Origin of the sequence: Mesotoga sp. Brook.08.YT.4.2.5.2. (assembly GCF_003351125.1) — a bacterium.
Classification (GTDB): Bacteria; Thermotogota; Thermotogae; order Petrotogales; family Kosmotogaceae; genus Mesotoga.
In genome coordinates this window covers 1-24,384 of the sequence record NZ_JPGZ01000033.1, presented here as the reverse complement: position 1 = coordinate 24,384, position 24,384 = coordinate 1, and the positions used below count along the sequence as shown (strand labels likewise).

The 24,384-nt window shown below is 47.2% G+C and carries 21 protein-coding genes; 14 read left to right on the top strand and 7 right to left on the bottom strand.

What is annotated here, in order from left to right; translation table 11 throughout:
* The first annotated feature begins 321 nt into the window (after positions 1-321).
* From Q502_RS08750 to Q502_RS08730, 5 genes are read left to right on the top strand one after another with little or no spacing between them, the layout of a single operon-like run.
* Positions 322-1,065 (top strand): GntR family transcriptional regulator, encoded by a 744-nt coding sequence (locus tag Q502_RS08750; RefSeq protein WP_099830305.1) that lies wholly within the window; start codon positions 322-324, stop codon positions 1,063-1,065.
* Positions 1,066-1,074: 9 nt separating this feature from the next.
* Complete coding sequence (locus Q502_RS08745; protein ID WP_243392373.1) at positions 1,075-1,863, top strand: nucleoside phosphorylase; 789 nt, start codon at positions 1,075-1,077, stop codon at positions 1,861-1,863.
* A 21-nt stretch (positions 1,864-1,884) separates the two neighbouring features.
* Positions 1,885-3,165 (top strand): ABC transporter substrate-binding protein, encoded by a 1,281-nt coding sequence (locus tag Q502_RS08740; protein WP_099830304.1) that lies wholly within the window; start codon positions 1,885-1,887, stop codon positions 3,163-3,165.
* 53 nt (positions 3,166-3,218) lie between these two features.
* Positions 3,219-4,106, top strand: a complete 888-nt coding sequence (locus tag Q502_RS08735) for a carbohydrate ABC transporter permease (RefSeq protein WP_243392372.1) — start codon at positions 3,219-3,221, stop codon at positions 4,104-4,106.
* Positions 4,099-4,926: a carbohydrate ABC transporter permease gene (locus Q502_RS08730; protein WP_099830302.1), complete on the top strand. Its 828-nt coding sequence runs from the start codon at positions 4,099-4,101 to the stop codon at positions 4,924-4,926. Before Q502_RS08735 ends, Q502_RS08730 begins: the two co-directional genes overlap by 8 nt.
* A 923-nt stretch (positions 4,927-5,849) precedes the next feature.
* Here the strand turns inward: Q502_RS08730 and Q502_RS14715 are convergent.
* From Q502_RS14715 to Q502_RS08710, 3 genes are all read right to left on the bottom strand, one after another.
* The gene (locus tag Q502_RS14715) at positions 5,850-5,972 is read right to left on the bottom strand and encodes a hypothetical protein (RefSeq protein ID WP_258006291.1); all 123 of its coding nucleotides are present in this window, start codon (positions 5,970-5,972) and stop codon (positions 5,850-5,852) included.
* Positions 5,973-6,164: 192 nt separating this feature from the next.
* Entirely contained in the window at positions 6,165-8,777 is a 2,613-nt protein-coding gene (locus tag Q502_RS08715; protein ID WP_099830299.1) for a calcium-translocating P-type ATPase, PMCA-type, read from the bottom strand.
* 112 nt (positions 8,778-8,889) lie between these two features.
* Complete coding sequence (locus Q502_RS08710; protein WP_099830298.1) at positions 8,890-9,615, bottom strand: TetR/AcrR family transcriptional regulator; 726 nt, start codon at positions 9,613-9,615, stop codon at positions 8,890-8,892.
* A 502-nt stretch (positions 9,616-10,117) separates the two neighbouring features.
* Between Q502_RS08710 and Q502_RS14710 the strand changes: the two genes are divergently transcribed.
* The 5 genes from Q502_RS14710 to Q502_RS08680 all read left to right on the top strand — a co-directional run bounded on the left by Q502_RS14710 (position 10,118) and on the right by Q502_RS08680 (position 16,662).
* Positions 10,118-10,249 carry a hypothetical protein gene (locus Q502_RS14710; protein ID WP_258001923.1) on the top strand — a complete coding sequence of 44 codons (132 nt, stop codon included), beginning with the start codon at positions 10,118-10,120 and terminating at the stop codon, positions 10,247-10,249.
* A 1,800-nt stretch (positions 10,250-12,049) separates the two neighbouring features.
* On the top strand, positions 12,050-12,664 hold the full coding sequence (locus tag Q502_RS08695; protein ID WP_099830294.1) for a hypothetical protein: 615 nt from the start codon (positions 12,050-12,052) through the stop codon (positions 12,662-12,664).
* A 5-nt stretch (positions 12,665-12,669) separates the two neighbouring features.
* Positions 12,670-13,236 (top strand): hypothetical protein, encoded by a 567-nt coding sequence (locus tag Q502_RS08690; protein WP_099830293.1) that lies wholly within the window; start codon positions 12,670-12,672, stop codon positions 13,234-13,236.
* 34 nt (positions 13,237-13,270) lie between these two features.
* Positions 13,271-14,050, top strand: coding sequence for a hypothetical protein (locus Q502_RS08685; RefSeq protein ID WP_099830292.1), 780 nt, complete (start codon positions 13,271-13,273; stop codon positions 14,048-14,050).
* A complete protein-coding gene (locus Q502_RS08680; protein WP_112109437.1) occupies positions 14,017-16,662 on the top strand; it encodes a hypothetical protein in 2,646 nt (881 codons plus the stop codon). The genes Q502_RS08685 and Q502_RS08680 overlap by 34 nt, the downstream gene beginning before the upstream one ends.
* Here Q502_RS08680 and Q502_RS08675 read toward each other — a convergent pair.
* Positions 16,659-17,192: a hypothetical protein gene (locus tag Q502_RS08675; protein WP_099830290.1), complete on the bottom strand. Its 534-nt coding sequence runs from the start codon at positions 17,190-17,192 to the stop codon at positions 16,659-16,661. The two genes, Q502_RS08680 and Q502_RS08675, sit on opposite strands and share 4 nt — an antisense overlap.
* 1,411 nt (positions 17,193-18,603) lie before the next feature.
* Between Q502_RS08675 and Q502_RS14405 the strand changes: the two genes are divergently transcribed.
* From Q502_RS14405 to Q502_RS14705, 3 genes are all read left to right on the top strand, one after another.
* On the top strand, positions 18,604-18,987 hold the full coding sequence (locus tag Q502_RS14405; RefSeq protein WP_207759758.1) for an FAD/NAD(P)-binding protein: 384 nt from the start codon (positions 18,604-18,606) through the stop codon (positions 18,985-18,987).
* Complete coding sequence (locus tag Q502_RS08665) at positions 18,984-20,096, top strand: NAD(P)/FAD-dependent oxidoreductase (RefSeq protein ID WP_207759757.1); 1,113 nt, start codon at positions 18,984-18,986, stop codon at positions 20,094-20,096. The genes Q502_RS14405 and Q502_RS08665 overlap by 4 nt, the downstream gene beginning before the upstream one ends.
* A 399-nt stretch (positions 20,097-20,495) precedes the next feature.
* Positions 20,496-20,627: a hypothetical protein gene (locus Q502_RS14705; RefSeq protein WP_258001922.1), complete on the top strand. Its 132-nt coding sequence runs from the start codon at positions 20,496-20,498 to the stop codon at positions 20,625-20,627.
* Positions 20,628-20,968: 341 nt separating this feature from the next.
* On the opposite strand, the gene Q502_RS08655 is transcribed toward Q502_RS14705, so the two are convergent.
* Together Q502_RS08655 and Q502_RS08650 are read right to left on the bottom strand one after the other, a co-directional pair.
* The gene (locus Q502_RS08655) at positions 20,969-21,508 is read right to left on the bottom strand and encodes a flavodoxin family protein (protein ID WP_099830287.1); all 540 of its coding nucleotides are present in this window, start codon (positions 21,506-21,508) and stop codon (positions 20,969-20,971) included.
* 127 nt (positions 21,509-21,635) lie between these two features.
* Positions 21,636-22,148, bottom strand: coding sequence for a hypothetical protein (locus Q502_RS08650; protein ID WP_133117338.1), 513 nt, complete (start codon positions 22,146-22,148; stop codon positions 21,636-21,638).
* A 241-nt stretch (positions 22,149-22,389) separates the two neighbouring features.
* Here Q502_RS08650 and Q502_RS08645 point away from each other — a divergent pair, with 241 nt between their 5' ends.
* Positions 22,390-23,454: a GntR family transcriptional regulator gene (locus tag Q502_RS08645; RefSeq protein ID WP_165775387.1), complete on the top strand. Its 1,065-nt coding sequence runs from the start codon at positions 22,390-22,392 to the stop codon at positions 23,452-23,454.
* 383 nt (positions 23,455-23,837) lie between these two features.
* Here Q502_RS08645 and Q502_RS08640 read toward each other — a convergent pair.
* Positions 23,838-24,384, bottom strand: a 547-nt coding sequence (locus Q502_RS08640) for a transposase (RefSeq protein ID WP_181815881.1), incomplete at its 5' end; no start/stop codon positions are given.

Below are 24,384 nucleotides of genomic sequence, written 5' to 3'. Positions count from 1 at the left end.
AAACCCATCTTCCTCCTACAAATCTTCGTTAACCCTTGTTCCTTACATGAAAGTGCGTGGGTCTTGTATTTCAATGGACACAGGAACGGCTCTTTGAGAAAATAATTCTGCTGTGAATCGAAGGCCGAAATCAAAAGCTCTTCATTGTGGCTGCAATAATGCCTGAAGATAAGAACAATCCAAATAATCACGCCTAGGCAATTGGAATCGGTCGACATCGCCAGAAATTAAGTACGGAAATGAAGACTTTATTTTGTATACTCATAATACATCATACATAATACGTATGATGACTAGAGTTATTGGGGGTAGATCGAATTCATGGCAAGAAGAAAATCACTTTACGAGATCATATATTCGCAAATAGAGAGAGAAGTCCAGAAGATGAGCGACGGGACGCAGCTTCCTTCAATAGAGAAGCTCTGCGAGGATTATGGTGCAAGCAAGACCGTTCTAAGAGAAGTAATAACGGCGCTGGAAAAGGACGGCCTTGTCGTAAGAAGGCAGGGTCTCGGAACCTTTGTTGTGAAAGACAGCGGGCTTGTTCATACGGGGATTGAATACTTGAGGGGTCTGACGAGAATCATCTCCAGCTCGGGAAAGAACCCCGAGCTCATCTATGACAAGTTTTGCGAGGTCAAGGCCGATGAAAGGCTGGCAGAAAAGCTAGAGATGCCTGAAAACGTGAGCCTGGTGCTCACAGAGAGGGTCTATGCAGCCGATGGCGTACCTGCAATATTTGCCAGAACTTACATCGCATCCGAGAGGATTCCCGGAAAAACCGAAGCCCTGTTAAAGACGCTTGAGGGAAGGAAGGCAAAGGAACTGGTTCTATTTGATCTTCTGGAAGAAAACTTCAAGGATCCAATCAGATACGCAATTGCCGAAATAGAATCGAGACTTGTCGACGAAGAGTTGGCCGGACTGCTCAAAATGAGACCGGGCTCATCAATAGTGCTGCTGAAGGAAGTTCACAGGGATATCAAAAACGTTCCCATGCTCTACTCGGAGGATTTCATAAACACGGCGGTGTTCAGAATACACGTTCTCAGAAAGAAGATTTGAGGTGACATTATGATGGAGGATTACAGAGAGCCAGTCGGACTTGAAGGAAAGCTTCAGTATCACATCGAGTGCCAGGCGGGAGACATAGCGCCAGTAGTTATCGTCCCGGGAGATCAGGGAAGAGTTGAGAAGATTGTCAGTAGACTTAGCAGCACAAAAAAGATTGCGGAAAACAGAGGTCTTATCACCTATACAGGTGAGTTCAACGGCAAACCAGTCTCCGTTACTTCTACCGGCATGGGTGGCCCTTCAGCAAGTATTGCATATGAAGAGCTTATCAATGTGGGGGCGAGGGTGCTGATAAGGATCGGCAGCGTAGCCGGACTGCAGGAGTACGTAAATGAGGGGGACATCGTTGTGCCGTATGGTTGCGTACGTGATGATGGAGCCTCGAACTACTACGTCCCGGCGAATTTTCCCGCAGTGCCTTCTCCAGATGTTTACTCATCTCTGACGGCTTCGGCAAGAACTCTTGGAAGAGAGATCATTACGGGAATCAACTGGACTCATTCCTGCTTTTACAAACGCGATCCCGAATACTTTCAGAGCTGGAGCAGAAGAAGGGTAGTCTCACTCGAAATGGAGGCTTCGGCACTATTTGTGATCTCTTACCTGCGTGGCGTAAAGGCTGGATTCATAGGTGTATGCTATGCGAACAGATACAGGCAATCTGCCGGCTCAAAGGTTGATCTTTCCGTTAAAAATCCGAGGAGAGACCAAATCGAAGACTCAGTGAAAGATGCGATCGAAATAACCTTGACTGCAATAGAGAAGATGTACAGCGAAGATCTTGTATAACGACCGAAGGGAGGGGATTCTATGAGAAACAGATTTCTGCTTTTTCTTGTTGTTCTCTTGACTGTTTCATGTTTCGCGGTTCCGCTTCAGCTCTCAAGCGAGGTTGGAATTCACACAGACGCCTGGAAGACCAGAATGGAGGGGTTTACAAAAGAGACCGGAATCGAAGTGGAGATTCAGCAGTTTCCTTATGCAAATTACCTTGATCAACTAATGCTCGGGTACACTTCCGGAAGGGTAGAGATAGACGTACCTTACATTTCTATGCTCTGGTACCCCGCTCTTTCGATTGGGAACTACATCTATCCGATCAGCGATATTCCCGGATACGAGAAGATCGACGAGTCGGATATTCCGGGAATAAGAAACGCGAAGCTGAATGGAAAGACGTACATCGTGCCCTACATGAACGAACTCGGAGGAATAATCTATCGAAAGGACCTTTTCGAAGACCCGACTGAAAAGGCTAATTTCATTGCCAAATACGGCTACGAACTTCAGCCGCCGCAGACTTTAGAGCAATACAGAGATGTCGCAGAGTTTTTCAACAGGCCGCCTGATCTTTACGGGGTAACTCTCATGGGAAGAAGAAGCATCTTTCTTGCAACCCACTTCATGCAGAGGCTGTGGGCAAAAGGCGGAGCATTGCTCGATTTGAACATGCGCCCGATCTTCAACTCCGAAGCCGGCATCGAGGCTCTGGAAGAAGTGAAGTACATGTTCCAGTTCGCCAATCCCGCTGCAATGAACTATGACTTCCAGGAAGCCTTGAACGAATTCATAAGTGGGCGGAGCGCAATGGCAGAGGTTTGGACAACTGGAATGTTCTACGTCGAAGATCAATCGAGGTCGTCTGTAGTTGGCAAGGGTGGTTTCGTTGGATTCCCGAGACCAGAAGAAAAACTGGGAGAGAAGCTTCCGATGCTCTACATTTCCTGGGGGTTCTCGGTCAGCAGTGCCGCTCCGGACAAGGAAGCGGCGTTGGAGTGGTTACTTTATGTAACAGAGACGCAGAACGAGGTTGAAGCAGCGCCTACTGGCAACATTCCTGCACGGTTCTCTGCTCTGAACAGTCCGGAGCTCGCAGAGTCTTTCCCATGGATCGGCGATTTCGCTGCTGCTATGGAAAAGTGCATCCCGACGCCAATAGTACCTTTGATTCCCGAAGGCGGAAGCATTGTGAGCGGCATAATAGCTCCGGCCGTCTCGGAATTCTTGGCGGGAACGAAAACTGCCGAAAAGGCTTTGAATGACGCAGTCAAGGAAGTTGACAGACTTATGAGAGACGGAGGCTACTATTGATTTGATACGGAGCCGGGTCGAAAGGCCCGGCATTTTCTATGGTAGGTGATCAAATGAAGTCGAGACGTAGATCTAGAGGTTATTGGTATATTCTTCCTTCAATGGTTTTTATAGTCATAATCTTCATGATACCACTGACCTATACTATCGTGATGTCCTTTCTGCGGTGGAATCTGCTCAGGCCGGATCTGGGCATAAGAGCGGCAGGCTTCAGCAATTACGTCAGGCTATTCACCGACCCTTTCACGCTGGACACTGTGGGAAGGACCTTCTACTTTGTTTTGGGGGCGGTCTTAATAGAGCTGATTGCGGGGCTGTGCATAGCTCTTGCCCTGGATACGGAATTCAAAGGCTGGAAGATTGTTCAGTCGGTCTTGCTCGTTCCATTCATGATCGCTCCCGTCGTTGTGGGGTATGTCTGGCGCTTTGTTCTAAACAGTGACTATGGACCAATTATTCATATATTGAGACAGCTCGGGCTTGGAGGACTTGTCGAAAAACCCCTTCTGTCAAATCCTTCTGCGGCGATGCCTGTATTGATTGTTGCAGATGCGTGGGAGTACATTCCATTTGTGACTCTCGTCTTGCTTGCAGGGCTCAAATCAATCCCTTACGAACCGTATGAAGCGGCATTTGTGGATGGAGCAAGTTCCCTTCAGAGATTCCATTACATAACGCTGCCGCTTCTCAGGCCTTCTATACTGGTCGCAGTGGTAATAAGGACCCTCACATCTCTGCGTGTCTTCGATATTGTGTTTATAATGACTGGAGGAGGTCCCGGAACTGCTACGGAGACTCTCGCCTTCTACGGTTACAGAACTGCCTTTCAGGCGTATAACGTCGGCTTTTCTTCGGCGATTAACATGCTTACTTTCGCCATAGCGGTTTTCTTCACAATACTCTACATGAAGATAATAGGCGGTGGAAAGAACTATGCTTAGGAAGAAACCTTTCACCAGAATAGTGGTTTTTGTGGTCATAGCTATGGCGCTAATCTGGACTCTGGTACCACTGGCGTGGATACTGCTTTCCTCTTTCAAATTTGAGGCCGACCAGTTCTCGATGCCACCCAAGTGGGTTCCAGCACGTATCACCTTCCAGAATTACGCGAAGTTCTTCGGAAATTCCGAGTTTGTCCGTTCTCTGATCAACAGTGTTATGATAACGTTTTTCTCGACAGTCATAGCGCTTTTGCTTGGGGTGCCTGCGGCTTATGCTCTGGCAAGGTTTGACTGGAAACATGCAAACACTATCGCTTTCGTCGTCCTGCTGGCGAGAATGACGCCGCCGATTGTCATGGTTCTGCCCTTCTTTATGATCGCAAGATATCTAGGAATATCAAACACTTACCTCCCTATCGTACTGGCGCTTTCATTTTTCAGCGTCCCGTTTGCAATCTGGATGATGCGCGGTTTCTTTCAGGAGATCCCCAATTCTCTCGAAGAAGCTGCCATGATAGATGGGTGCACGCGATTTCAATCTTTGAGGAGAGTTGTCCTCCCCCTCGTCATGCCCGGTCTCTCGGCCACGTCCATACTATGCGCCCTCATCGCCTGGAACGAGTTCCTGTTTGCCCTAGTTCTTACAGGCAGAGACACCAGACCTCTACCCGTTCTGGTCAACATGTTCGTTAGCGAAAGAAATATTGAATGGGGTGTAATGAGCGCAGCGGCAATAATCACCGTACTCCCTATGATAGTTTTCGGTCTCCTTGTGCAAAACGACCTCGTTCGGGGCCTTACAATGGGAAGCTCTAAGTAAAGCCTGGATTTAGGATTGGCAGGTTACGAGTCCAAAAGAAGCAGCTGGAAAAAACCATGGTTGATTGCTTCCTTCAACAAATTCAATGCTTTCGCTATCACCCCAAAAACACTTACGATTCTTCAATTCATGGAATTGTCTTCAAGAACCGAAGCATGTAGTTTATCGTATGGGATAATAATCGAAACGAGAAAACAGTTTTTGAACAGGGGGTAAGGCGAAATGCCAAGAATGCTTGTTGCAACTGCGCCAGGAAAGGCGTCGATTGTTGAATAGAGCGTAGATTAAATAGGGTCAGACTCCATTTTTTGGTCAAATTAAATAGGGTCAGACTCCATTTTTCAGACTAAACGAGAAATAGAAAACAAAAATCTGCGAGATTATTCCTACGGACAGAAAAAAAAGTCAAGCAGGGCTCTTCATCTGCTCCTCCCTAGAGGATACCTAATACAAAAAGATTATGCCACTATGGTTCACATGAAAGCCGTTCTATGTTTATCGTCAAAGAGCAAGATGCGGAAACACGTACAAAATGATGACATGTCGCTCTTTCAGGCCAGCAACATGAAACAGCTCTCGACATTATCCGGATTTACAGGACGGAGCATCAACGCAATGGAAAGAAACGGAACTCCGAAGGACCACAAAGGATTGGAAACTACTTCCTATATCGGAAGTAACTTCTGCCCCCGGAAGTACTTTTTCTAAAGAAAATCAGACTCGATTTTTCAGAGCCACAATTCTAATCTCTTTCATTCTATGTGTTGGCAGTATGAGGCCAACAGTTTTGATAGAACCGTCTTCTCTGGCAATAAAACGGGAACTTCCCCAAGAATCAAAACCCAAAGAACTGTAGCCATGGCTCTTGTACATTGACGACGTTGTCACCGGTTCTGAAAAGGCTCCTTCACTGGATTGATAGCTCATTCGATCGTATCCTTCACCGCTGGCTGGACAAAACTTACCGCATAGCTATTTCCCTTGAGAAAGACCGTGTCATAGTAAGAAATCCAGAGATACTCTCCGTCATGGAGATCTTCACTCAAGCTGTCTCCTATAAGCCACGCTCTCGGCACGGGCGCACGCGCAACCGATATGAAATCGTCCCAGCCCGCGATTGCAACCATATGGACAAGAGAATCGACTGGCGACTCGTTGTAACAGTAGTACTGTGTCGCGCGAAGAAACTTGAGAGCAAAGCCGACCCAGATACAGGCAGCTGCCTTACTTTCATTCTGTCAACGCTTGTGGCGAATCAGTCCAATCAACTTCGCAATCTCAATTACGGGAATAGGCACCAGCGAGAGAAGGAGAGCCAGAACGTACATCGGTGTCTCCAGTTGAGCCAATCCGAAGATTGTCGCGAAAGGAGAGATGAAAACAACGGCAGCCACCATCGTAAACGAAGTCAGCACAGCAAGAAATAGCACTTTGTTTGAAAGGATCCCGATTCTGAACAGCGAGTGACTTGACCGCATATTAAACGAGTGAAAGATCTGAGTCAAAGAAAGAATCACAAAGGCCATGGTTCTTCCTGCAATAACATCTCCGGTGCTCTTCCAGCCAATCGCAAAGCCAATCAAAGTGAGAATGGCAAACATAGCTCCTTGAAGAAGAACCTGAAGTCCCAGTCCCCCGGCAAAAATGCCTTCATTCTTAGGTTTAGGCTTTCTATTCATGACATCCTTCTCCACTGGCTCCATGCCGAGCGCGATCGCTGGCAGGCTGTCGGTCACGAGGTTTATCCAGAGCAGTTGCGCAGATATCAGCGGGGCTTCTCTCCAGATCATCATGGCGGTGAAGACTGTAAGTATCTCTCCAATGTTTGTTCCCAGAAGGAAACCGACCACTTTTCTGATATTGTCGTATATGCCGCGGCCTTCCTTAACGGCGTATACAATCGTCGCGAAATTATCGTCGGTAAGGGTCATGTCGGCCGCGGACTTCGCAACATCTGTTCCGGTTATTCCCATCGCGCATCCGATATCGGCAGCTTTTAGAGCTGGAGCGTCGTTCACCCCGTCCCCCGTCATTGCAACGACTTCACCCTGCTTTTGCAATGCATGAACGATCCTGATTTTGTCTGACGGCGACACTCTTGCATAGACCGAGATATTTCTTACCCTCCTGTCCAGTTCATCATCAGGCATTTTTGACAGCTCAATTCCGGTTACAATCTCATCTCCATCAAGCAAGATGCCGACTTCTCTGGCAATAGCCGCAGCTGTGAGTTTGTGATCGCCGGTGATCATAACCGGCCTGATCCCTGCCTGCCGGCACAGTCTGACGGACTCTTTCGCCTCGGGACGCGCCGGATCTATCATACCTACGAGACCGAGAAACGTAAGACCACTCTCAATCTCAGCTGGATCGAGGGTCGCAGGAATTTTTTGGATTTCTTTGTAGGCGACGGCAAGAACTCGAAGCGCGCTGCTACCCATTTCCTCCGCGATCTCTCTACCCTTTTGAACATCTCCTGATGTGCATCTTGTGGAAACTGAATCTATTGCGCCTTTTACAATTACTACGTTTTTTCCATCGATGCCGTTAATAGTTGTCATCATTTTCCGTTCAGAATCGAACGGTATCTCGGCCAGTCTCGGATACTTCTTCTCTATCTCATCTTTTAGGATCCCATTTCTCATGGCTGCCAGCACTATAGAGGTCTCAGTCGGGTCACCGATGTGCTTCTCTTCTCCATCCTCAATAACGACTCTGCCGTCAGAACAAAGCGTAGCGTACAGCAAGAGGTCCTTTATGTCAGACGAGTTATCATCGCTGATCTCCTCAGTAACTGACGAAGAAGCCGAAAAGGCCTTGACCAGGGTCATTTTATTCTGTGTGAGAGTTCCCGTCTTATCTGAACAGATTACCGTAGCGCTTCCGAGAGTCTCCACGGCGGGCAGCTTCCGAATAATAGCGTTTCTCTTCACCATTCGTTGGACTCCAATGGCAAGCACAACGGTCACAATCGCCGGAAGCCCTTCCGGAATCGCTGAAACCGCGAGCGAAACAGAGATCATGAAGATCTCCATTATTGGAATACCTTCAATAAGCCCGACAAGAAAAATCACTCCACAGGCGATAAGAGCGGCGATGCCGAGATACTTCCCAAGAGCGGCCAGTCTATGTTGAAGAGGAGTCTGAGTGTCTTCTTCTCCTGAAAGCAGGCCTGCGATCTTTCCCATTTCTGTCTTCATTCCAGTCTCAACGACGACGACCTTCCCTCTTCCATAGCTGACGCCGCATCCCGAGAAAACCATGTTGTGTCTATCACCGATAGAGGCCTCTTCCTTAACGATTGCATCTGCCGATTTCTCGGAGGGGACCGATTCACCGGTCAGGGCAGACTCGTCGACCTTCAAACTCGCACTTTCAATGATTCTCGCGTCGGCAGGAACAAAATCACCGGCCTCAATTAGGATAATATCTCCCGGCACCAGTTTCGATGCTTGAATCAACTTCTGTTCTCCGTCACGGATTACCCTGGCGTTTGGCGAGGAAAGCTTTTTCAGGGCATCCAGAGCCTTCTCTGCCTTGCTCTCCTGTATTACACCGATAACAGCGTTCAAGATGACAATAAGCATTATCAGAACCGGCTCAAAGAACCCTTCCTTTTCGAAGATCGAGACAAGAAACGAAATCGCCGCGGCGGCAATCAGAATGATTATCATAACGTCCTTGAACTGCTCTACAAAGCGTTCAAGATTCGTCTTCTTTTTCTCCTCGCGGAGAATGTTTTCGCCGTATTTGCCCAGACGTTCTTCCGCTTCAGAAAAGCTAAGGCCTACTTCTGGATCGACTTCAAGTTGTTCGGTAACTGCTTTTATCTCAATGAAATGCCAAGTCATAGTATCCTCCACAATTTTCATTTATCTAACTATTCATTCCAGATGAGAATCGTCTAAAACTAGGAAGTCCCACCAGAAAGCTTCGTGAAAACTTCTCGCTGGCGAGCTCCGATCACGATTGACCAAGATTTCCTTTCCTCAAAGAAATCTCGGTCCCTTTTATCAGAGAAGAGAGAACAACTCGAAATGATTGTAAAAACGAATTGCGCAACTCTTCATCACTCATCAGACTCTTCTTTTTGAGGTCGTCGTAGTAAGCCGCAAAGGTTACAAGTGGAATTATCGAGAAGAAGAATTTGAAAAGCGTCATTTCTGACGAGTAGTTGAAGTCGCTATCTGCCTCGGAAATCGATTTGAAAATCTGGTTGTCCTCGGTATCTCTTGTGAGATCAAGCAATCTGAAGAGGTCGTCGTGGTGTTTGCTTTCTTTCAAGGATTCGAACATCAATATTCTCAGAATTAGCCTGTTCTCAATTAGATAATCGAGTACCCTGCTGTAATAGAAGAGCGACCTCTTCACGAAACGCGCAACCGAGTCTTCATCGATGAACTTCATCCTGTCATGCTCTATATCTAGCTCGCCATCTCTTATCATCTGGATAATACTTGCCTGAACGAAGTCCATCGCTATCGTCGTCGCGTCTTTTAGCAGAGAATCCACGATGTGGCTAAGAATCTCTTCCTTGCTATTGAAGTAATAGTATATGAGACCTTTGGTTACGCCCGCAGCTTCCGCTATCTCGCTTGCAGTTGTGGCGTGAAATCCCTTTTGAGAAAACAACGCAATCGATGATTTTATTATTCTTTCTCGAGCCTCGTTGACATCTGAGGATTTCAATTTCGACCTCCTGACTGACTGGTTAGTCAAAAAGATTATATACCGTTATTGCTGACTGTCAATAGATGGAAAAGTGGCTGGGAAAATTGATTGGAGAAAACGAGACTACCACTAAAAGAATGGGCCACCTCAGCTCTTAGAAATCTTATCATTATCCATAAGTCAGGGAGTCAAATGCCATAAATATGCTGATTCTTGCGCGAATTCGTATTTGGCTCCTGATGATCTTGATCTTAAGTGCTCCCTTGAGGGCTTATCATTACCCATAAGTTAAGGAGCTAAAAAGAAATCATATTATGCTTCTTCCCCCTTGGCAGTGTAACTGTATTTGGCGCCTGATGATCTTGATCTTAAGTCCTCCCTTGAAGGCGCTCATCATTACCCATTAGTTGGGGAGCCAAAAAGAAATCACATTATGCTCCTTCTCCTTTGGCAGTGTAACTGTATTTGGCTCCTGATGATCCTGATCTTGAATCCTCCCTTGAGGGAGGAGGGCCACGAAGTGCCGGAGGGTGTCTGTTTCAAAGAAGAACATGGAGAGTACGAGATGAGGAGAGAGTACGAGAAACAGGAGAGAGGGAGTTCTCGTCCTCTCGTGAGCGAAGCGAACGTCTCGAAAATGCCCTTTCTCTAGCTTCACGCTCCACTCTCCACCGATCTTAAGAGCACACACCCCACCGCAAGCGGTCCCCCCCGCTCGAGCGGGGATTTAAGATCAAGAGCAGAAGAGCGGTTCATCGTTGACACTGCGTGTCCAAGTTCTTGGTCAAAAACCGCGAGATGATGAGAGAGCAAGAGACGAACTTCATAGAAGATGATGTGGGTAATGATGAGCTGCTCGAGCGAGGATTTAAGATCAAGAGCAGAAGATTGGTTCATCAGACACTTCGTGTCCAGGTTATTAGCAAAGAGCCACGAGATGATGAGCTTTAGACACTAGTCATTCGATCGGTTAGTAGCTACTCGCTATCATCGCTGCAAAGGCCGTCCTGGTAAACCCTCCTTGAACCGGGACTGCGAGAAAATATCTCTTGAATCATCGAAACCGACAGGCAGATTCAGTACGCCATCGATCTCTGTTCCATCAACACTTTTCAGTGAAGTCTTCCTTTCTGGACTCTTGCCCTCTTGGGGCTATTGAGCTGAGATATCTGCTATCTTATTCCCATCGAGATGGAGCTTAGAAATCTCGGTTCTGTTGGCTGTAGAGGCAAACCGGCGATTCTCTGTGGAGTTACATTCGGTGCCGTCGCCAGCAGTTTCTTCTTCAAAAGCTCGATATAATTATCTTCGTTGAACAATCATACTGAACGGTCCAGTATTCAATTCGGCTCAGCAAAAAACCCTACTCTGCCCGGACAACGAGTTAAATGATGAGATCATGTTCAACTCCAAGTCGCTTTCTTTACAGATCAGAGAGATTCATAATTTTGAGCAAGCCGTTATCAATTCATGAATCGTCTCCGTCCGACACAACGCACGCAGCTTGCTTCGAATCAGAGGATAAGACACAACCTCTCGCATATGTCAACGAAAGTTCCTGGAGCTCTCTCAGAGCTTATGAGGAACACTTTGACCTTATCGAAGTCTTTCACATCGCTCTTCGGCAGCTGGAACCTTGAAGAATATCTGTTCATTGCGCGTACTAGCGATATACGAAGAATGTGAGCCTTTCATAGGTTCTTCATCTATGTACCGGCAGTCTAAACAGCTTTCTTTTCTTCATTCTCCCTGCTTCCCGGCAAGGCTGCAACGAGAACAAAACGTAATTCTTCTGACTCCATTTCAACTGGCCTATGTTCTTCTCTCTTTCTCCACCGGTTTTCTGAGAAATACAGGTCTATTTGAGCAGGATCCCAAGTAGCAAAACTAATAACGAAATAATCGTTCGAACGTTTATTACACTAATACTGGTCTAATAAATTAACTCAAAGGCTGCGACGGCTTTCGAAAGCATGTCCCCGCTCCAGCCCGCCTGTTTCAACGCACAGGCAACCCTTTTCCCGCCGGGCGAGATAAGGGACTGTTTTCAGAAGGAAGTGTAAGCTGCTCTTCGACCGTAAAGAGCTTCTCGCTCGAATCCTTTCGCTTTCTTCAAAAATATGAACTGCGTCGATAACCTGCACGAACTGGTTATGACAAGCAGTAGAATACTCGAATTCAAGTTTATCTTTTTGCGGATCGACCAGTTGCCACGATCTTTTGTGCAGTCTTCAACTTCTTCGGGCATCTCCCTAGAGTGAAAATGTTACTGTTTGTAATCGCTACGCGAGAACACAGTCGTTTAACCTTAATGAAAAAGACATCAGTCAGTTGGCCGTTTGATCTATAATTGATTTGTGAGCTGGGTTCAGATGCTCGCGAAGAAATCCGGAAATGAAATTGCGTATTAGTATCAACTAATATAGATCATTCAAATTAGATGAGGTGGGTAATGAAAAAGTTTTTCGTAATTCTAGCAATGTCGATTCTAGTGGGTGCTTTTGTAATGGCGCTGGACACTAACACAGACACGCAAACGATCACGATCACGATGAATGAAATTGCGCTTCTTGCGGTAACTGGTGAGGAGGCATCTACTGGGCCAACAACTGCTGACGCTCCAGGCGTGACGATCGCTGTAACTCAGCCAGAGTTAGCCGGTGCGGCCCCTGTTGTTTCTGTCGAACACGATCCCACATATCTCAGGTATACATCTTTGAGATTTGCGGGTCTCACGAGAAAGGTAACGACTGAGTTCAGCCCGATTCCGGCTGGTTTCTCAATATCTCTTGCTGCAGGCGCTACCGACGGTTCTGCTAAGGGAAACGTTGGAGCTGGCGGTACTACACTTGAGTTTGTAGGAACAACGCTTAGTGGTGATCTTGTCACTGCAATTGGCCCAGGTCTTGCTAGGACAGGAACTGAGGCAAACGCCGGCCATCCGCTGACCTACACTGCAGACATAACCGCGCTGAATGATCTAGGAAACGATCTGCTTGACGGTGATTTCTTGAATGCAGTAAACACAATTATTACGGTTATTTTCACACTGGTGGATGAGTCATAAAGTAAATGATCTTCCTTATCAGGACATACATTGCATTGAAGCAGCGCAAAGCGCTGCTTCTTTGTCTTGGCATTCTGATTCTTGCCGTTTCTCTTCAGGCCGTGACGCTTTCAGCAACGGGCAAGGTCACAACTGACGTAGCCTGGGAGCTTGTCTCGGCTTCACCGGAGTTAGCGGGAGACGGCCCTGCTTTCAGCTCGGGATCTCTTGTCAGCCCCGAGGATGCAACGATGATCGTTATCGAACGCCCTGAGATCGCAGGCGGTCAAGGGAAAGACAGAAAGTTCAGAGTCATGGCGACTCTCTCTTCCGGTGCTCAGATTTCTCTCAGGCTCTCGTCGGAGCCGATCCTTTGGAACCCCTCAAACAAAAGGGGTTCTGTTACGCTGCTCTACAACGGATATTTGACGCTTGCCACCCAAGGAGTCGCCAGCGATTTCCTGGATATCGTTTTTCATCCAGTAGGGGAAGTCATAACCTTCTATGTTCAATATCTATTGGACCCGGACGATGTGAGCTTCTTGGGTGACAGTGTAATTACCTTCACGGTTATAGATCTGGGCGAAATATAATACTGTTAGTGTTGTTAAAACGGAGCTGATAAACATGTCAAAGAAGTTCGTCCTGTTCCTCCTAATGCTTTCGGTGATCACGTTGAGGGCAGATGTTCTCATAATAAACGGTCTAACTCATATATTCGCTGCTTCCTCAGGCCAGGTGCTTTCGGGAAGAATCGAACTCCAAAACAACGCGAGCGAGCCGGCGATAGTTCGCTTCTACTTGACAGATTACTTCTTTCACCACACGGGTTCGACGGAATATCCCGAAGCCGGAAGCCTGCAACGATCAAATGCTAACTGGATCGAACTTCAGGCGCCGGAAGTAACAGTGCCCGGAAATTCGAACATGACCTACTCCTTCTCGGTTATTGTTCCATCAGACGAGAATCTTTCCGGCACTTACTGGGGAGTCATCATGGTCGAGCCCATTATCGCTTTCGCAGATGAAGAGCTGGAGGGAATTACAGTCAGAACTAAGACGCGCTACGCTGTCCAGGTCGTCACAAATTTCGGCGAACCTGAATCCAGAAGCATCGAGATTGTTGGAAGAAGTCTCTCGAATAACGACGGAGTCTACTCCTTGATCATGGATATCAAGAATACCTCTGACTGGTGGATGAGACCCGAGGTATCGGCCAGCATCTTCAATCAAGCGGGAGAAGTTGTCGGCGAATTCATGGGTAACACCCTGAGATTATATCCTCAGACCTCCGGCCGCTTCGTTGTACCCTTTGAAGGTCTTTCTCCAGGAGACTACAGAGTCCTTGCTCTTATAAGAGACGGTGAAGACGTATGGGGCGCTCAGTATTCAATGAAGATAGAGTGAGAGATGTTCAGTCTCGTATAAGAGCCTCCTTTCTTATATTTCTTCTGCTTTCACTTTCCGCGCTGCTAGGTGCAGTAGATTTTGAACTGGTTCTCTCGACTCCTCCTCCCGGAGAAGTCGTGCCAGGTCAGATAGTCACGATTGCTGTTCTTGTAACAAACAACACCCATGATGATCTAGACTTCGCTGAGGAGCTGTCGCTGCCGCCCGGCTGGCGAAACGTTTTTGGCGTATCAGCCTTTCAGGTGGGGGCCGACTCCTTCGAGATACGCCTTCTAAGCTTCCTCGTGCCCTCCACACCTCTAGCCGGAGAGTATGATGTACGCTATGAAGTCAAAGATAAGAGAGGCGAGTCGGCTGAGCTGAATTTCACTGTCAGAGTGGCCGCGAGCATGTCTTTAGCAATCCGGCTTGTTGAGGCTCCTTCTTATGTAACTGCTGGGGAAGAATACTCGGTCGTATTCTCGGTTGCCAATAACGGCAACGTTCCTGCCTATCTTGAGCTGGGAGCCATTGACAATATGTCATACACTCTAAGGCTAAGTATACAAAGACTTCAGCTCCAGCCTTCGGCTTCCGGCGAAGTGAAGGTCACCGTGAAAACTTCCGCTTTCCTCACAGAACAGCGAAATCACATTATCATTTTAACGGCGACAGGGGAGTCGGGAGAGGCAGGCCTCGTGTCGGGTCGATCTTCGGTGCTTCTTCTTCCTCCGGCCGATTCCCTGGCAAACAGATTCAGAGTACTGCCCACCAGGCTGTCGATCACTGCCGGTTATTCAGACGGCTTCTTGCTGAACGCGGCTTTGAAGATTGACGGCTTTCTGAATGACGCGAAAACCAGAAGCATAAGTCTGAACGGCTCTCTGCCGATAATTGGCAAAGATGAAGACAACAGATTTTCATTAGATCTACGTTACAGAGGGGAATTGCTTGAAGTCGGATACGGAGTTCTCGGCAGAGCGGGCCTGGCCTCGGTGAATCTTGGAACGTCAGCAAGGGGCTTCGATCTCAATCTAAGTCTTGACTCTCTTAGAATGGGCGCAATACTCTCGGAAGACCTGTCCATTTTGGGGCTCTTCGCAGACTGGAATCTCCTGGAAAATCTATCGGCAGGGGTTGCTGTTGACGGAAGCTTCGGCTCGTCGAATATAATTCATTCATCTCTGGCAATAGAGTCCGGTCTGGAACCGGTCTCGACAAGCTCCCTTCTAAGAGTCTCCTTCCTAGATGGGAAGTACGACGGGCTGAAGCTGGGATATGTGTTTTCCAGCCGCCTCGGCTACTTTCAGCTGAGATCGGCCGCAGATTACTCGAAGAAGATCAGCGGACAGCCCGGAAGCGAAGCGCTCAAACTCGATGCCGCTGTCGTATGGCAGGAACCTGATTCCTACAGGATCTCTTTCGAGGGAACGGTCCAGCGCGATAATCCCTTCGATCTCGCTCTGCAGGGGTTGTTGAACAGCTATTCTCTTCGCGGCAGGTTTGACTTTCCAACCTTTTCCGGACTGAGGATAAGCATGGGGGGTTACTACAATTCAAGCGGCAGCAGGAGCCTGACAACTCCGGCCGCCACCCTGGGCGGAAATCTGGCAGCCTCATACTATCCAGGGAGTTTCAGCCTATTTGGCTCTCTTTCCGCTCAGCTTAGTCGGATTGAGAACGTTGATAAGAAAACCATTCAGCTTGATGTCTACGGATCTTACAGATTATCGGGAAACGCCTATCTAAACGCGAGGCTTACCCTCAAAGACTACGTCAAGGAAAGATTCGAGACCACGGCTGCATTAGTCGGCACTCTTCTGATGGAAGATGGATACAGATTCGACGGATCACTGACATATGTGATGAACAACTTTGATCCTGTGAAGCTCACGGCCAGAATATCCTTTTCGAAGATCCTTCAAAACGGCGGTTCGATTAACGCTTCGGCCAGTATCGCAATGACGGATAAGACAAACTGGATTCCTTCAGGGGCTTTCACTGCAGGTTATTCCTTCCCCTTTTCAATCCCATTTTGGCCAAGAAGAGACCTGGGTTCGCTTTCAGGGAAGATCGTAATCTCTTCAGAGGGAAACGAAATACCTTTAGAGGGAGCTGTTCTAAAACTCAACAACCTCGTAGCAATAACTGGCGAAGACGGGAGATTCATGTTTAGCGGGCTGAAGCCCGGCACTTATTTCTTTGACATTGACAATGACTCTCTTCAGAGAGGCTTGATAAGCAGCGATAGGCTGCCGATTGAGATAACAATCTCGGCAAATGAAGAAAAGGATCTTTCAATAACACTGGTCCAATCGGCGGCTCTTAGGGTTAGGGTAAGGAACATGGAACAGACTCCCCTCTCCATCAGAGGCGTGAATCTCGTACTGGAAAGTGAAGATGAGAGATTCAGACTTGTAACCAGAGACAATGGGGAGATTTCGGTTCCAAATCTAAGGCCCGGCAAATGGCTACTGCGCCTTGAGGCCGGAACACTTCCCAAAGGATTTGTGGCAGACAGGGATTCTGTCGAGCTGGAGTTGAAGCCCGGCGACATAATAGAAGTAACTCTTGAAATAAGAAAGAAGAGCGAGGAAATAATCTTTATTGATTCGGGAGTTCTCGATTAACCTTCTGTAAGAGTGAATAAGACTTCCAGATTTACCACACCATCTACTAGCATTTCCGCGGAGAACATGTTGATATCATAAACCACCATTGCACCATCTGCATCTTCAGTACCGGTCCATCCGCTGCCAATACCTTCAACCACAGGTTGAGGGTCAGCCGTGAGCAAGACTCTTCCACTGGAAACTCCAACCCTTCCCCTTCCACTATCGGGCGCACTGACCGTAATACCAATCTCGAGCACTTCCAGCAACGAGAAGTCGGAGAGCGAAGCGGTAATCTTTCTCAAACTCCCAGCTTCCGTAAGAGAAGTGTACTTCAAGTGGCCACCTTCAATGTTCTGGAGAAAGATTGCTGACCCGGGTACGATCATCTCCTGGGGGATCTCAAAAGAGACTGATGAGTTCGAGACGTCTAGCAAAGCCACAGATTCAACGATGATTCTCAGTTCCTGAGAAGCAGTGTTTTGTGCACTGAAGACTATCATCACGAGGCAGGTGACGAACACTGCCGATAGTAGCGTCTTTCTCATTAGTCTCACCTCCAAAACATTATCTCTTTAATCAATCTTATCATAATCAATGGATTAATTATACTTAATGACTTAATCTTAATACTTAATCATTTGCCCTACTACTAATCAGCATCTGCCTTCTTCATTTCAGGCATCCTCCGGGTCTTTGTCCGAAGAGTTTACACCCTCTTCTGGATTCTCGATTTGCGCTGTTTGAGGACAGTCGAGGCTCTTGGCTATTGAGACTCCTGCCTACGTTCAGGTAATCAATATCGAGACTTCCACCGCACACTGGAAATAGGGCGAATACAGATGAAGAGATTTCCTTGGTTTGGTGTTTGACAATGCTCTAATTTCAGAGCAATTATCGAAAGTTTGGGGTTTCGGTATATCTAATTCCATAGGAGATCTTTCACATCCTCGACAGTTTCTTCATTTGTTTTCAGGCGTCTTTTTTGTTGACTTGTCTTTCTTATCAGATGAGTTGAGCGCAAAACTTGGTTTGAACGAGAGGAGAATGAATTGATGTTTTGCGTGAAGGGTGCAAGACTTGGTTCTGATCGTTCTTCCAGGTCAGATTTCATCGAGACAATGATTATCAATGAAATAGGACTCGCTGGTGGAGCGCCATGCAGTTGAAGATAAGCAGATTCCTGAGACGGTGGGTTTCTTCCAGACATTTTAGGTTAGATTTGCGAACATCTCAAGAGACTCGATGCTTCGGGATTTCCCCGAGGTCTGAAAGATGATGAAATGATTTCGGAGGCTGGAATACCTGCCGCATTTGACGATCTGTTTTCGCAAAGTCTTCCTTAGAATCGATTTCAGACCTGTTCTCACAATATCAAAAAGGGTATATCATTAGACGTGTATTCGGGAAACGCCATATAATTCAGAAGGAATTTCGCTCTGCTGGAGTCATAAGAAGAGATTCTTGAGACTGCAAAAGAGTCTCTTGTCCGCATGAAGCGACTCTAGACAAAGACAGTTGCCGTTGTCGGGCAGTTTACGAAGCGGAGAGTCGGCTCGCCACACATTTGATTTTACGATAAGCGTATTCGGAACTCACCATGTACATTACGGCGCGACCAGTATTCGATGCGAGTCAACGAGAACCCTTTCGTGCTTCTTGTAAGTTTCGCTAGCGTACAGTCGCATTAAGAACAGCGCTTTTGCCCTCTAGTAGTCCTGATTGGACGCGACTGGTCGCACCTCTGTTTCGTCGTTGAGGGTGAATTACATACTGGTGGGGAACGGCATCGAAATGTGTGAAAACAATTGATCAAGAGTCCTCATCGATCAAGTATGAGAGAAAGTGAGTCATCTCGGAGCTTACTAGACTCAATTCGGGATTGAAGAGCAAGCTGTGATAAGCCTGGACTTTCAGGATTTCGAAAGCAGTTGGATAGTCGACACATAGGAGGAAAATGTGAGAAACATAGCCATAGTCGGTGCGGGTATTGCAGGTTTGACAGCAGGGATTTACGCTCTCCAAAGCGGATTCGACGTCACTATTTACGAGAGCCACACTATTCCGGGCGGAGCTTCGACAAGCTGGAAAAGGAAGGGGTATCTATTCGAAGGTGGAATGCATTGGCTCACCGGCTCATCCCCGGATATACCTCTTAACAGACTCTGGCGGGAAGTTGGCGCTATAGACGATAGCGTCGCAGTACACTATCGCGATGTGTTTCTCACATTCGAATACGAGGGACAGCACGCCTTTACCGTGATGTGGAGAGACTCCACAATCATCTTATCGAGCTTTCACCTGAGGATGGAAGAGAAATCAGCAAACTATGCTGCGATTTGAAGAGATTCGCAAAGCTCAATATGCCGGTGACCGACATCAAGGGATTGAAGACTAAGAAGAAGTCATTCATGTCCCTGGGTACGATCTTGAGGATGCTGCCAGCATTACCCAAAATGCCCTACTATGCAAGACAGTCGGCTAAAGAATATGGCATGAGATACAAGAGCGAACTACTACAGCGCCTGTTCGAGAACATCATAGGCCCCGATTACAGTGCTACTGCCCTGGTTTTCACCTTCGCGACTCTGGCCTCCGGCGACGGCGGCTATCCTGAAGGTGGCTCCCTCAGTATGGCTTTGCGTATGGCAAAGAAATTCGATATTCTGGGCGGCAAGATTCGCTACGGAATGCGGGTAAACACAGTTTCGGTGAGAAACGGCATCGCCGACGGTGTTGTCGTGGATGGTGAACTCCTTCAATCGGAGGCCGTGATTGTCACCAGGGACACTCTCTCAGCAATCGACGATTTATTCGATTTCCCCATTAGAGAACCATGGACAGAAAGGATGCGCAAAGTCACAAAACCTTTGCTTAACACATTCATTTGTCTCGGCATTGAGGTCGACCTGGAAGGGCTGCCGGAGAAAATGGGTTTTGTGCCTATGAGGCCACTTATGTGCGGTGGGAAGGAGGAACAAGTTATTAAGATCTGCAATTACGCCGGCTACGAGGGATACGCGCCCAAAGGCTGTACGGCAGTCACCTCGGCAATTATTGGAGATACTTATGATTACTCGAAAGCCCGAAAGGAAGACGGCACGTACGAGATTGAAAAAGAAAAGCTGGCAAAGGACTTCATTAAGATATTATCTGAGAAGTTACCCCAGACCGCCGAGAAGACTGCCGTTTGGGATGTGGCAACACCACTAACCTATGAGAGGTATCTGGGATCATTCAAAGGATCCTGGATGACTGTAGCAACCAAGGAGTATAAGATGGAATACTATCCTTCGAAGCCTGAAAACATCCGGAATCTGTACTTTGCTGGCCAGCGACTCAGAGCACCCGGCGGGCTTCCGGTTGCCCTGGATTCCGGAAGAAGAGCTGTTCAGTTCCTGTGCAAGGATTTCGGCATGGTCTTTGGGCAAAGTGAAAAGCCGCCGGCATGAGGAGCAATCCTAGGATTAGTTTCGCAGAAACTGTGATTTAAAGACTGAGTGCGTTTCTTGCTGCGGAGAACAAGGGAATTCAACGCCCGGATAAAGTATTTTCATTCAGGAACACTCTAAGACTCAAGAACAGCCTTTTAATCAGCTCCGCCAGTGGACAGGAGTGTTTCCTTGATCGTCAGTCTCCCGATTCTCGATTGATCAGTTTTCCAAGACTCTCTCTTGTGTCTTCGTTAGACATAGGGAACTTCTGAACCGGCAGTTGTAATGACAGTAATCGCGACGTTTTTTTCGTTCAAGGGAGTTAACGCCACTGACAAGCCGGTCCTTGTGTGAATTCGTATTTTGCTCCTGATCATCCTGATCTTAAGTCCTCTCTTGAGGGAGGAGGTCCGCGAAGTGGCGGAGGGTGTCTGTTTCAAAGAAGAGCATCGAGAGTACGAGATGAGGAGAGAGTACGAGAAACAGGAGAGAGGGAGTTCTCGTCCTCTCGTGAGCGAAGCGAACGTCTCGAAAATGCCCTTTCTCTAGCTTCACGCTCCACCGATCTTAAGAGCACACACCCCGTCGACGATGAAGCCGTCGACACCCCTCTCGAGAGGGGATTTAAGATCAAGAGCAGAAGATTGGTTCATCCGACACTTCGTGTCCGGGTTCTTAGTCAAAAACCGCGAGATGATGAGAGAGCAAGAGACGGACGAGCTTCATAGAAGATGATGTGGGTAATGATTGGAATAGAAAGGGGCACTATCTGAATGTGGCAGAGATTCGAATCTCATAATGCCCTTGGAATGAATTCAACGCTATCTTCGACTCTGAAAGGACTCAAGCCAAATAGATTCTTTCAAAGTTCTACTGGTTCTGCATAGAGCTCAAAGGTCAAGACCAAGATTGTAGACCTTTACAAGAGCCTCCGCTCTTTCATCTTCACTCAATTCGCTGCACATTCCAAAGCTCGCAACAAACTCCATAGAAACGAAGTCACAGATCTCTCTCATGCTCTTTTCGACAATCTCGGCTCCAGAATTAGGATCCTCACCACCGTAAGTCATGAGAAGAACAAACTTCTTTCCTTTGAAGGCCTTTTCGTAGTCGAGCGCGTACAATCTGTCGAGGAAAGTCTTCAACTGAGCACTCATGTTCCACCAGTAAATAGGCGTAGAGAAGATAATCACATTGGCGGCAACGACTTCACCATAAAGATCAAGCATGTCATCTTCAATTACGCAGGATTCGCCATCATTCTTGCATTTGTCGCAACCCGCACACGGTTCGATCTTTTTACCATGAAGAAAGACGGATTTCAGTTCCAGCTTATCATGTCCATCTCTAATTCCCTTCATGAAATTATCCAGGACAAGCATAGTATTGCCCTTCAATCTTGGACTGCCCATAACAGAGAATACTCTCATAAGCGGATCACATCCTCTTAGTAATTTTCATATCAGAAAAATCCTTCACCCGGAAGAGCTCATTCTTCTCTGCGAACTCCTATTATTGTAGGAAGCAAGAGCACTGAGGAACAACATCATTGAACAATTAGAAGTACAGATCAAATCCCAGGAGCACCGGCAGCGGCCAGAAGAACAACGAGTAATTCATTCTGTCTGTCATTTTGGTGACATCGATAATGCTCAGAGCCGGTGATATTTGAGGCTTTGCAAGCTTCAGTGTCGAGAAAGAGAAGGTAGATGAACCTCTTAGGCCCACGGCAATCATGAATCTTCTGCCAAAAAGATTGAAAGAAAGATTTTCGATTCCAGAAAAGAGTCTTCCGCTGATGCCTGCCTCAAAACTGTGATGAACGTTGTCATAGCTGTAGGAAACTGTGGGACCGGCATACAACATAACTTGAGTAAAATCTATCGGGCCAATACTCCAGGGATTCGTTATCTTGAAACCGAAGTGATAATATCCCCTTGCCGAGTAGGTTTGAAGGATGAAGGGAAAGTATGCGATTGAAGCTCCGATATTGTTTGAGTTGAAAGTGTATCCATACGCAGAAACAGAAAGAACCACAACCATCAATACTACAAGCAGTAATTTCTTCATCATTTCCACCTCCCGATTGAAGTATATCATCTCGATCTTCTCGAAAAGAATCTTCAGAAAGGACCTTACGGCTATTCTCACCGGCAGGTGTTCTCTTTTCTGTCAGAAAGGACTGTTCTCCGTATAACCTTTGAAAGGCAAATATCGATCGAGGCTAGGTCCTTGCTAAGAAAACTTGACTCAACTAACATTGAAGTGTAAAATCCTATATGTACGTACATTCTAACTGGGGGCGATTGCCATCACTCCGAAGTACACTCTCATTGAACGTTACTTACTCGAAGAACTCAAGTCCGGGAAATATTCCGTCGGGGATAAACTCCCCACAGAGAAGGAATTGATGAACAAGTTTAGTGCCAGCAGAGAGACAGTCCGAAAAGCTTTGGATCGGCTCTCTTTCGAAGCGGCTATCGTAAGAAGACCGGGCCTTGGAACCTTCGTCAGTTATGGACACGACAACCACCTTGTCGGCATTCTTGTGCAACAGATAACCAGCTACATATTCCCTTATATTGTTCTCGGAGCTGAAGACCATCTCTTCCGGAACGAATACAAGATGTTGTTAGGTAATTCGGCTGAAGATCCAGTGAAGGAGAGGCAGATTCTTTCAGAGTGGATCGAATCAGGAGTGAAGGGCTTGATAATCGACCCAGTCTACAGCGCGACTAAGAGGTCAAACAAGGATCTCGTAAAGTCGATGGCCAAATCTGGAGTGAAGATCGTTCTCGTCCACAGTGACTGGAATATTGATAACGTAAGCTGCAATGTCCTCGATGACGCCTATGGAGGAGAAAAGGCATCGGAAATCTTCTTTGAATACGGTCACCAGAGAGTTGCTGTAATCTACAAGTCAACACATCTGCCTGGTGTCATAAGGGCTAAGAGTTTCGTCGACCGTTGCAAGCAGCTTGGGTTCACAAAGATTTACGAGAAGTCCTTCAACGTCTCGGAATTCACTGGAGCGCCTATGCAGATAGCTCACGAACTCATGTCTCTCCCCGCTCAGCTGCGTCCGACAGCAGTATTCTGCTACAATGACGCGACCGCTCTTCAGCTTCAGTTAGTAGCCAAAAGACTGGCCTTGAATATACCCGAAGATATCTCCGTAATCGGATTCGATGACGGACCAATCGGGGATTTCAGAGAAGTCCTCACCACCTTTGCCCACCCTAAAGAAGAGGTAGGAAGGAAATCAGTCGAGATTCTTCTAGATATGCTAAATGGCTCCAATACTCACAGAGTTGTTCACAAACCAGAATTGATAGAGAGGAGCTCCGTAGCAAGAGTGAAGGAGTATCCCCAGTGAGATGTGAGAGTCCAAGGCAAGGTGTTCGCGAGCAGAAGCGTGGTAGCAGGTGGCAGATTGGGGGTAGGAAAGAGCGGATAATACGCAAGGCTGCCTTCGGCATGAAGTGAGGCTCGCTGGCGCGAGGAAGTGATGCTGCTGCGCAGGAAGTGATGTGCCGAGAATCATCGGCGGAAGTGAGAGTATGCCACCTTCGGTGGGACGCATTGCACTGAAAAGCTCTCAGTGGACGCAAGGCTGGCGAAGACCACGCCAGGTCGCAATGCCCGGAGATTCATCCGGGGACGCAAGGCCCGCTCCGCGGGGATGAGAACCACTTCAAATTCAGACGCGGTTCTGTCTCTTTTTTTGTGTAAACCCCTTTTTTGTAATGGGTTTAAGAATCAGCTTATGTACTTAGCTAATCTTTCATACTTTATCACAAGTTGAGTTAGGATCTTTGACCATTCAAGGGTTCTTACTGTCCATTTCTTTGTTATATTTATTATTGCTAGATAAGCCATCTTTAAGAGAGAAGTATCCGTAGGAAAGACTCCCTTATTCTTCGTTACCTTCCTCAGTTGTCTATTAACTGATTCAATGGGATTAGTTGTATAAACCAATCTTCTCAGTTCCTCTGGATATTGAAAAAAGGTTGAGAGAGATTCCCAGTTTTCCTTCCAGCTTTTTATTGACAAGTGGTATTTGTCACCCCACTTCTCTTCTAATGCAAGCAATGCATTCCATCCTGCCTCTCTTGTTGGTGCCTGATAAACTGTCTTTAGATCGCGTGCGAGAGGTCTACGATCCCTCCAGGTTACATATCTCATGGTGTTTCTTATCTGGTGAACTATGCACTTCTGAACCTCTGAGAATGGATATACAGCCTCTATGGCTTCTTCCATTCCGCTTAATGCATCTATTGAGAAGATTGCTACGTCTTCAACCCCA

What these genes read in the sequence shown, in the direction of transcription:
- Q502_RS08750 (WP_099830305.1), top strand. Translation starts at nt 322, where the DNA reads ATGGCAAGAAGAAAATCACTTTACGAGATCATATATTCGCAAATAGAG.
- Q502_RS08745 (WP_243392373.1), top strand. Translation starts at nt 1,075, where the DNA reads ATGATGGAGGATTACAGAGAGCCAGTCGGACTTGAAGGAAAGCTTCAG.
- Q502_RS08740 (WP_099830304.1), top strand. Translation starts at nt 1,885, where the DNA reads ATGAGAAACAGATTTCTGCTTTTTCTTGTTGTTCTCTTGACTGTTTCA.
- Q502_RS08735 (WP_243392372.1), top strand. Translation starts at nt 3,219, where the DNA reads ATGAAGTCGAGACGTAGATCTAGAGGTTATTGGTATATTCTTCCTTCA.
- Q502_RS08730 (WP_099830302.1), top strand. Translation starts at nt 4,099, where the DNA reads ATGCTTAGGAAGAAACCTTTCACCAGAATAGTGGTTTTTGTGGTCATA.
- Q502_RS08715 (WP_099830299.1), bottom strand. Translation starts at nt 8,777, where the DNA reads ATGACTTGGCATTTCATTGAGATAAAAGCAGTTACCGAACAACTTGAA.
- Q502_RS08695 (WP_099830294.1), top strand. Translation starts at nt 12,050, where the DNA reads ATGAAAAAGTTTTTCGTAATTCTAGCAATGTCGATTCTAGTGGGTGCT.
- Q502_RS08690 (WP_099830293.1), top strand. Translation starts at nt 12,670, where the DNA reads ATGATCTTCCTTATCAGGACATACATTGCATTGAAGCAGCGCAAAGCG.
- Q502_RS08685 (WP_099830292.1), top strand. Translation starts at nt 13,271, where the DNA reads ATGTCAAAGAAGTTCGTCCTGTTCCTCCTAATGCTTTCGGTGATCACG.
- Q502_RS08680 (WP_112109437.1), top strand. Translation starts at nt 14,017, where the DNA reads ATGGGGCGCTCAGTATTCAATGAAGATAGAGTGAGAGATGTTCAGTCT.
- Q502_RS08675 (WP_099830290.1), bottom strand. Translation starts at nt 17,192, where the DNA reads ATGAGAAAGACGCTACTATCGGCAGTGTTCGTCACCTGCCTCGTGATG.
- Q502_RS08655 (WP_099830287.1), bottom strand. Translation starts at nt 21,508, where the DNA reads ATGAGAGTATTCTCTGTTATGGGCAGTCCAAGATTGAAGGGCAATACT.
- Q502_RS08650 (WP_133117338.1), bottom strand. Translation starts at nt 22,148, where the DNA reads ATGAAGAAATTACTGCTTGTAGTATTGATGGTTGTGGTTCTTTCTGTT.